Below are 9,664 nucleotides of genomic sequence, written 5' to 3' on the forward strand. Positions count from 1 at the left end.
ACTCCAACTCCGGTAGTAACTCTAACTCCGACTCCAGTTGTCACTCCAACTCCGGTAGTAACTCTAACTCCGACTCCGAGTGAAACTCCAACTCCGGTAGTAAGTCCCACTCCGACTCCGAGTGAAACTCCCACTCCGCTGGAAACTCCCACTCCGACTCCGAGTGAAACTCCCACTCCGCTGGAAACTCCCACTCCGACTCCGAGTGAAACTCCCACTCCGCTGGAAACTCCCACTCCGACTCCGAGTGAAACTCCCACTCCGGTAGTAAGTCCCACTCCGACTCCGAGTGTCACTCCCACTCCGAGTGTCACTCCCACTCCGATGGCTTCTACGGAAATACAACTCCCCGCACCTGTGGCAACACCAGCATCGCCCGCACCCGAACCCTCAACCTCCGATGCACAAGACTTTAAACGCCCCGAAATTCGATCGCTAGACAATCCCGGTGTTGCTGCTGCAGATCGAGTTTTAACCATCGATCGAAGTATCACCAGTCAATTACCCGCGGGCATCGTAGCCTCTTCACCAGCATCCCAACAAGCACTAACAGTTAACCCTACTTCTAATTTAGTTCTGGGATATGTTCCACCTCCCGATCGACTTTTTGAAGGTAACGACATACAGAAAACACTCTGGGGAATCGAAGAAATGAGGAATCAAGAATTTGGAGATTACTTGGGGGTAACAGCCAACCTCCCAGAGGAAAAAGTCTTAATTTCGACAGCCCAACAAACTTTACAAAATATCGAACAGCAAACCGGCAAGCGGTCTGGTATTATCTACATAGTCTCGCGAGACGAACAATTAGAACTAATTTTAGTTCCTCCCGTGGGGCAACCGATTCACTACAGCGTCCCAGAAGCCAACAGAGCAGCTCTTTTCCCCACCGTCCAGGAGTTTCGCAATGAAATCACCAATCCCGCAAAACGCGCTAGTACCAGCTATCTAGCCGCCGCCCAGCAATTATATAAATGGGCGATCGCACCCCTAGAAAAAGACTTACAAAACTTAGGAATTCAGACTTTGTTACTGTCAGTCGATCCCGGATTGCGAAGCCTGCCCTTTGCCGCTTTACACGACGGTAAAGGCTTCTTGATGGAAAAATACAGTTTCAGCCTAATTCCAAGTTTTAGTTCGACTAATACCGATTATAAAGCTGTTAGAGACGCCACCGTGCTAGCAATGGGAAGGTCGGAATTTGTTGACCAACAGCCCTTGCCCAATGTGCCGATCGAACTGCAGGCGATTTCGGCTCAGTGGCAGAGCCCATCTTTCCTCAATTCTAGTTTCACTTTAGATAATCTCACGTCGGAACACACCAAGGGAGGATTTCGGATCGTTCACCTAGCAACTCACGCTGAATTCAAACCGGGAAAAGCGAGCAATTCCTACATTCAACTGTGGAATTCCAAATTGCAGCTCGATCGCATGGAGAGTTTGAATTGGCGCAATCCGCAGGTAGACTTGTTAGTATTGAGTGCTTGTAGAACTGCTGTGGGCGATCGGGAAGCAGAATTAGGTTTTGGAGGTTTAGCAGTAAAATCCGGCGCGAAATCTGCTTTAGGGAGTTTGTGGTATGTTGACGATGGAGGCACTTTGGGGCTGATGAGCGAATTTTACCACCAGTTGCGAGGAACCACAACTAAGGCAGAAGCTTTGCAACTGGCTCAACAAGCAATAATGTCCGGTAAAGTGCGCCTGGAAAACGGACAGCTAGTAACAACAGGCGGCAAGTTAAATTTACCTGCTAATTTACAACAAGCAAACCAAAATTTTTCTCATCCTTATTATTGGAGTAGTTTCACCATGATCGGAAGCCCTTGGTAAGCTCCCATTTTTATCTTTCTGTCTCCGCTTCTTAGGGACGAAAGTTTCTACAGCAGCGGCAATGCCCGCTTGGGGTGGTTGGGGCGGTTCCTCCGTGGCTGCCGCAATTTCAACCGCCGATCCAGGGGGTTTGGAACTCTATTTCTGTTTCATCACCACCAAAGTAATATCATCAAAAACCTGTGGATCGCCAATATACTGCCGCCCATCATCTATCACATATTACCTCATGGCAATAGCAGGTAACTTTCATTACCTGCTAATTTACAACAAGAAAAACAAGAGTTTTCTGATCTTTATTGCTGGAGTATTTTTACGGTGAGATTTTCTTTGTAAGTCCCATACTTTAATTAGCAAATCTGTTCGTTCAACAATCATTTCTAACCCGCAGATGCTCTATCTCGGGTTGGTCTGTCTCGGATTTGGGGCCGCAGTTCCGTAATTGACTCGACAGCCGATATTGAACAAACTCGAACTGCACTCAAGAGGCACAATCTGCTGGTCGAGGAGGGCGCTGCAACTGACATACTCGTCGTTATTAGTATCTCTTACCATACATTCGATCGGGTTAGCTCCCGATCGCGCCGACCAACTCTTCATACCTACGACTGCAATCATATGCTGCCAGTAGAAAGCAAATAGCAACACTGCAAAGAGTACAGCAACGGCTAATCCTGCTTTCAACTTCCAATTATTTAGGACGTTTCCCAAACTATTTTTTACGTTTTCCACTCCAGAAATTGAGCTTTCGGTAGTTATTTCTGGAGTTGTCAAGTTTGTTTGTGTTTGTTCTGCTGGAATTTCAGACATAATGTATCTCCTATGATTGCTGGGATTTGGCTAAGCTCGCAGTTGCCATCGCTATTGCAAACTTTATCAAATTTTAGCAAAACTAGCCTGTACCGACAACTGATTCGGGCAGCACCGCCGGGGAAGTATGTATATTCACCAAGTGCGATCGCGCTTTCTATGCCTTTTGAGGTATTGCCCAATTCGCGATCGGCTATTTTGCACCTAGGGCAATAGAATTGTTGGGGATTTTCTTTGAAAACGGCTGAAATGAATCAGCGCTTTTTTTGGGAACCGCAGAGAGCGCAGAGAGCGCAGAGAAAGAGGAAAGAGAAATATATTGACTTTCCCCAATCATTTATGGTTCCGATAGCAGTTCGAGTAACTCTGATTCCGAAAGTAGTTCGATTCCTAAAGATTGAGCCTTTTCCAACTTAGAACCAGCATCTTCTCCCACAACCACATAATCAGTTTTAGCACTCACAGAACTTGTGACTTTACCTCCTGCTTTTTGAATCAAATCTTTAGCTTCATCTCGTTTCAAAGTGGGCAAAGTTCCGGTAAGCACAAAGCTTTTGCCTGCAAATTGTAAATTTGTGCTGGCTAAATTTTGATTTTTAACTTCTGACTGCAATTGCAAGCCCGCAGTTTTTAACCGTGCAATTAAACTTTGATTTGCTGGCACTCGAAACCACTGATAAACAGCTTGAGCAATTTCCGGCCCGATGCCGTAAACGCCCTCAATCGACGCCGCCGATACCCCTGCTAACTCTTCTACATTTGCAAACCTTTCTGTTAGCAATTGAGCATTCACGCTGCCGACGTGGCGGATGCCCAAGCCGTAAAGTACGCGCGCATAAGGTTGATTTTTCGATTGGGCGATCGCACTTACCAACTTTTCTGCTAACTTCTTACCCATGCGTTCCAAACTCATCAATCTTTCCGCAGTCAAATCGTACAAATCCGCCGCAGAATGCACCAGATTGCTATCAACCATCTGCTGCACCAACTTTTCGCCAACACCGTTAATATCCAGAGCATCCCGGCTGCAAAAATGAATCAGCGAACCCCTCAAAATTGCTGGACAAGATGTATTTATGCAGCGAGTAACGGCCTCCCCCTTTTCCCGAACCACAGGCTGTTCGCATTCGGGACAGCAACTAGGCATTTGGAAAAGTTTAGCATTTTGGGGACGAAGTTCCGGCAAAACTCGCACAACTTCTGGTATAATTTCCCCAGCTTTTCTGACAATCACAGTATCGCCAATGTGCAGGTTGAGATCGGAAAGTCGATCGCTGTTGTGGAGAGAAGCCCGCGAAACCGTTGTCCCCGCCAACTGCACCGGTTTGAGTTCCGCTACAGGAGTCAGAGCCCCGGTTCTGCCTACTTGCACGGTGACAGCTTCTACGATTGTAGGGACTTCGGCCGCAGGATACTTCAGGGCGATCGCCCAACGCGGAAACCTCTGAGTAAAACCCAATTGTTTTTGCAGCAAAACCGAATTAATCTTAACAACAACCCCATCCGTCATGTAAGGCAAATTCCGTCGCTCAGTATCCCAATATTCGTAATACTCCCGAACCTCATCCAAAGAATAGCAAATTTTGCGATAGGGATTCACCTTAAACCCCATTCGTCGCAACAATTCCAACGAATCCCACTGCGTGTTACCCTCGTTACCCTGATCTAAATGCAGAGTATAAGCAAAGAAATCCAATTTGCGCTTATCCACAATTTTAGAATCCAACTGCCGCAGCGTACCCGCCGCAGCATTGCGAGGATTAGCAAACAATTGTTCCCCTGCTTTTTCCCGTTCCCGATTAATTTCGTCAAACACAGCTAAAGACAAAAAAGCCTCTCCCCGCACTTCCACAACAGGCGGCGGATTATCTAAATTGAGCTTTAAAGGAATCGAGCGAATAGTTTTGACATTTTGAGTAATTTCCTCTCCGGCAATGCCGTCTCCCCGGGTCGCACCGCGAACTAAAACCCCATTTTCATAGGTTAACGCTAAAGCAGAACCGTCAATTTTTAACTCGCAAACATAGGAAACCCCCCCCAACCCCCCCTTGCTAAGGCGGGGAGTAATTTCCCTATTTTCCTGATTGCTAATCGAAGATGTTATTCCATCAAGTCCCCCCCCTTGATCAGGGGGGGTTAGGGGGGGTGAATTTCCTTCTTGACCGGGGGTTAGGGGAGGTGCTACCCTTTGCCAGCGTTCCTGCCATTTAGCAAATTCTTCAAAATTAAAAGCATTTTCCAAACTGTACAGAGGAATATTGTGTTTGACGCTAAAAAATTGAGTAGCAGGCTGTTCTCCCACCCGCTGAGTCGGACTTTCCGCAGTAATTAATTCAGGATAATCTGATTCTAATTCTTGCAACTGGCGATAAAGTCGATCATACACTTCATCTGGCATGATCGGTGCATCTAGAACATAATAAGCATAGCTAGCTTGCTGTAGCTGCTGCCTCAACTGTTGAATTTGCTGCTGAATTTCAGGTTGCATATTAATTTGAAAGTGTATATTTTTTAACAGCAGACCATAACACAAACACAGAGAATAGAGATTTTACCCCGATCTGCATCGATCTGCGGTTGTTGTTTGGACATTTAAGATTGATTAACGATCCCAATCTTCAACTTCATAAAGGAAACGAGTTCCCCCCATCAGCTTGCGATTTGCCGAGGTACTTTGCACAAAAACCGCATACTTTTCTAGATTGCTCGGTTTGATGCGAACAGTCTCGCCCATTGGCAAACCCAACATTTCTCGCGCCGCTTCTCCTTCAAACAAATCCCCTGTGGAACGATCCATCAGCACAATTTCTTTTTTACCTTGGATAGTTTCTGTTTTAGTAAATTCATAAAACCCGCGCCCGGTTTTAAAAGTCAAACCATTCTCCAGAACAAAAGCTTTAATTGAAATCTCGCTGTCAACTTCTAAAATCTGAAATCTCCCCGGTTTTACGGCTCGCAATTCTGCTGATTCGTAAACAGCAACACCTTCCCGGTTCAGCATGGTATTAAACATTTTGTTTAATCCACGATTCATGCGACCTTGACTGACAACTTCTTGTTCGTAAGCTTGCAGTTGTTCGTTAGATGACTGTTGGTAACAAACTGCTAAAAATAAATCTGTAATGTATGAAAATTGGTCTAGATTGAGGTGAAAACCGCCAGACTTTTCGGCTAGTTCTTTATAGAATAAAGTAGCGTGCTGGCGGTTGAGAGCTTGGATGCCGTAAACGGTAATTCCCATCTGTGCTAACTTATCTACTTCCTTACGCCAGTTAAGTTTTTGAGGAGTTTGAGCGGGTGCGTGGGGGATGTCGTCGCCAATTAGTACCAAGGTTTTGGAATTAGTTGGAGTCCAAGAAAGTGACTGAGCTTCGTGCAAGACTAATTCGTAACATTCTGGAGCATCGCCGCCGCCAGTTGGCTCTACATTTTGAACAAAATTGCAAATCGTGCCGACATCGCCAGACAAATCGAGGTGTTTAGTTACGTATGTGCTGCCAGCATCGCAATAGTCTCCGTGGGCAATAATGCCAATCCGAATGCCAGGAATTTCATCTAGCAGTCTCGTTACCGTCTCTTTGATTTTCCGACGAACTTGCGTCAAACAAGGGTACATACTGCCAGTTGTATCAAAGCTAAAAACGACTTCAATATTGTTGGTTTCCATGACATAACTATTCCTAATAAACCACGATTTCTTAGCTATACTATAGCTTACAAGGAAGGAGTCAGCAACTTAAAAATTCCCTTTTTTGTTAATAATTATGACTCCTGTTTTTGGCTGCCGAATTCAGGGCGTAAATCATCACAAATTCAAGTCTGGAAACTCAGTAAATTTCTTGTTTTCCCCGGACATGGAAGGTTGAAGATTCTCACCATCTTTTTCGCCATTAAAGTTGCTATTGGCGCGGGATTTGGTGAATTCTTGAGCGTTGGGCTTGGTGAAAGCGAGCGGTTCAGCGTGTTCTACCTGAAATACATTGGCGTAGAGGTTGGCAATAATTTGTTTGCCTCCCTGGGTCAATTCCAAATAATTCAAAGCTGCTGGAATGTAGGGAAAAACTCCATTCCAATAAAACTTGGCGTAATTTTGCCGCAAATCTCCCGGAGATTTGTAGCCCAAGATTTTATTAGTGCCGACTTCCTCAAATTCGTAGAACAAGGCACTTATTTTTCGCAGGTAATTTGGATCACTCAACTGACCGATCAAATCGGCGGCCCTAGCGAGTCCAGAATAATTGTTTCTGTCTTGATGAGTTTCGCTAGCAGGAACTGGGAAGCGCGTCAATTCAATATTGCGCTTGATTTGTTCGGCATCAATTAATGTGTGGCCGCCGAAGCGTTCGTCAATTACGAGTTTTCCTCGATCGACATGATAAGGAGTTAAACTGGCAGAAGTTGCCCCGATCGGCACAGAAACCATGCCCCCGTCAATACCCGTAGCATATAGTCCCACAGCTTCTTGGTCTTGGCGGCAAACACCTTTGACGTAGCCGATATCGTGACACAGCAGCGAGATCAGGTAGTGCAGCCAATCTTCCGGCGACACTCCCCCTTCGCGAATATGCTTGCCGCGGAGAATCTCTTGTCCCACCAAAGCCACGAGCATTGTGTGTTCCACATTGTGGTACAGAGCATCGCAGTTAGCGATATTTTCCAGAGCCATAGTCCCTGCCCAGGCGATAATTTCTGGGTAGTCAGGCTTGTATTTGCCGTAGGTGCGACGGTAGCCGGCCTGCAGCTCTTGCACAAAAGCGTCAATCAGGATAGCAGTTGCATTGAACATCATAAATTCTCTCACTCAGGCTGTAGTTACAAACTCGATTGAAAATATCTTGCATAGCTGAAAAAATAATCAATGGGCATTCCAGTAGGTTTGACCCCTTGGCGTTGAATTTTAAATTTCAGCTAGTCTTGTCAGGTCAGAAAATTGCTTTTTTGGCTATGCTTCCCAAGATAACCTAATTTCCGAAGCATCCGAAGCAACAGATCGATTTTTCGGCATTAAATATTGACGAAACAATTTACATCGTTTCACCGACTAATTATTAGAAGTCCTAGGTGTGAAAGTTATGAACTGTCTGTTTTCGAGCCTCTCCACTGCTGCCCTTCGCACTCGGCGGTCGATCGCCCAAAAATACCTAGGATTGTGTGCATTCACGGCTGTTTGCACCGCCGCACCGGCAATGGGTGCCGAGCGAATTTACGTAACTTACGGGCCGCTAGAAGAATCAGTTCCCATCGAATCCCTGGCACTTTTAGCCAAAGAAGGCAAAATAGACTCAAACTTGGACGGCTTCGCTCAGTACATCAAAGAATCTCAGCTAGCTGAGATTCGCAGCGCCCTGCAAGCGAAAGCTGAAATCAGCCCCGTGACGATCGCCCAATTCCTTTACACGCCTCAAGGAGAAGTGCTGCTGAGACGCTTAGGCCGAGTAATTCAAACCAAAGCTCGGCAGCCTGGATTTTATGCCATCCGATCCGCCCTGATTTTAGCAGCCTCAGATCCAGAAGGCCTGACAATTCTCAACGTGCTGCGGAAATTCCCCACCTATGGCATCAGGATTGACATCGCCCGCGCCTTGGGTATCGCCAACGAGCTGACATCGCTGATCAACCGTTCCAATCAGACGATCGCGGGAGTCGCCCAGTTGTCCGAAGCACAAGCAGCCTCTGAACCCGCCATACCGCCGGCCCAAATGCAGCAGCCCCAGCTACCGGGCCCCTATACTTGGAAAAAATCATCGGTAACTGTGACGAGTCCAAATCGCCCTCGCACATTTGATATGGACATTTACCTGCCGCAGGGCAGCCCGCAACCGGCCCCAGTAGTAGTAATTTCTCACGGTTTAGGTTCCGATCGCCTTTCCTTCGAGTATTTAGCAAAACACCTAGCCTCCTACGGCTTTGCCGTCGCCGTCCCCGAACACCCCGGCAGCAACGCCCAACAAATCCAAGACTTAGTAACAGGCAGAGCCAATCAAGTAGCAGAACCAGCAGAATTTGTCAACCGCCCCCTCGACATCAAAGATCTGCTCGATTATTTAACCAAACTATCTACAACCGACCCGACCTACCAAGGGCAGCTTGACTTGCAGCGAGTCGGCGTCATAGGCCAGTCTTTCGGTGGCTATACGGCTTTAGCATTAGCCGGGGCGGAGATTAATTTTGCACAGCTAGACAAAGATTGCGGACTCGAAAACGATACTTGGAACCTCTCCCTACTGTTGCAGTGCCGGGCCCGCGGCCTAGAGCGCAACCAGTACAATTTCGACGACCCGCGCGTCAAAGCTGCGATCGCCGTCAACCCGATCGTCAGCAGCATTCTCGGAGAAACAAACCTCAGCAAAATCCAAATCCCAGTCATGCTAATCGCAGGCAGCGCCGATACCGTCGCCCCCGCTTTGCTGGAACAAATTCAACCGTTCACTTGGCTGACATCGCCCAACAAATATCTGGTACTGATGAACAACGGGACTCACTTCTCAACGATCGAGGATTCCCCTCAAAGCCTCTTTCTGCCACCACCAGAGGTCATCGGGCCGGAACCAGTTTTAGCCCGTCGCTACCTCAGCGGACTCAGCCTAGCTTTCATGGAAAGCTATTTGAACAACAAATCCAATTTCCGCCCGTATTTGGAGCCATCCTACGCTTTAAGCATCTCCCGAGACACTCTCGGACTGAGAATTTTGCGATCGCTCACCCCGCAGCAACTCCAGCAGTTCAGGATTTCTCCACCTGCTCGCAGGCCAGTCTCTCCGCCTGTCCTCGCTCCTGTTCCTCTACCTTCTCCACCTCCGATCGCTCCCGTTCGTTAGGGTTGAGGTGCGCCGCGTGTGCACGCTGGCATCTATTTTCGTGCGGGGGCGATCGGCCCTGTCTCTCCTTTCATCAGCTTTCCTAATCACACTCATCAGTTTAACTGTCGCTCAACCCCTTTACAAACGTTAACAACACCGTTAATAATATAAACATCATCCGAACATTGACAACCAAATACAGCAATCATAAAACCATGACAACA

At 47.1% G+C, this 9,664-nt stretch carries 7 protein-coding genes; 3 read left to right on the plus strand and 4 right to left on the minus strand.

Annotation, left to right across the window (positions count from 1 at the left end; genetic code table 11):
* A partial coding sequence (locus QUA25_RS22135; RefSeq protein ID WP_333041286.1) for a CHAT domain-containing protein occupies positions 1–1,830 on the plus strand: 1,830 nt, incomplete at its 5' end.
* A 396-nt stretch (positions 1,831–2,226) separates the two neighbouring features.
* Here the strand turns inward: QUA25_RS22135 and QUA25_RS22140 are convergent.
* Positions 2,227–2,640 carry a hypothetical protein gene (locus QUA25_RS22140; protein WP_333041287.1) on the minus strand — a complete coding sequence of 138 codons (414 nt, stop codon included), beginning with the start codon at positions 2,638–2,640 and terminating at the stop codon, positions 2,227–2,229.
* Between the two features lie 12 nt (positions 2,641–2,652).
* Between QUA25_RS22140 and QUA25_RS22145 the strand changes: the two genes are divergently transcribed.
* The gene (locus QUA25_RS22145) at positions 2,653–2,856 is read left to right on the plus strand and encodes a hypothetical protein (RefSeq protein ID WP_333041288.1); all 204 of its coding nucleotides are present in this window, start codon (positions 2,653–2,655) and stop codon (positions 2,854–2,856) included.
* Positions 2,857–2,977: 121 nt separating this feature from the next.
* Here QUA25_RS22145 and ligA read toward each other — a convergent pair whose 3' ends face one another.
* The 3 genes from ligA to QUA25_RS22160 form a co-directional block, all read right to left on the minus strand.
* On the minus strand, positions 2,978–5,128 hold the full coding sequence (ligA, locus tag QUA25_RS22150) for an NAD-dependent DNA ligase LigA (protein WP_333041289.1): 2,151 nt from the start codon (positions 5,126–5,128) through the stop codon (positions 2,978–2,980).
* Positions 5,129–5,242: 114 nt separating this feature from the next.
* Positions 5,243–6,307 (minus strand): vWA domain-containing protein, encoded by a 1,065-nt coding sequence (locus QUA25_RS22155; protein WP_333041290.1) that lies wholly within the window; start codon positions 6,305–6,307, stop codon positions 5,243–5,245.
* Between the two features lie 138 nt (positions 6,308–6,445).
* Positions 6,446–7,426: an Npun_R2479 family HD domain-containing metalloprotein gene (locus tag QUA25_RS22160; protein ID WP_333041293.1), complete on the minus strand. Its 981-nt coding sequence runs from the start codon at positions 7,424–7,426 to the stop codon at positions 6,446–6,448.
* Positions 7,427–7,712: 286 nt separating this feature from the next.
* Here QUA25_RS22160 and QUA25_RS22165 point away from each other — a divergent pair, with 286 nt between their 5' ends.
* Positions 7,713–9,458 (plus strand): alpha/beta hydrolase, encoded by a 1,746-nt coding sequence (locus tag QUA25_RS22165; RefSeq protein WP_333041291.1) that lies wholly within the window; start codon positions 7,713–7,715, stop codon positions 9,456–9,458.
* Positions 9,459–9,664: the final 206 nt, after the last annotated feature.

The sequence above is a fragment of the Microcoleus sp. Pol17C6 genome, assembly GCF_036701145.1.
Classification (GTDB): Bacteria; Cyanobacteriota; Cyanobacteriia; order Cyanobacteriales; family Microcoleaceae; genus Microcoleus.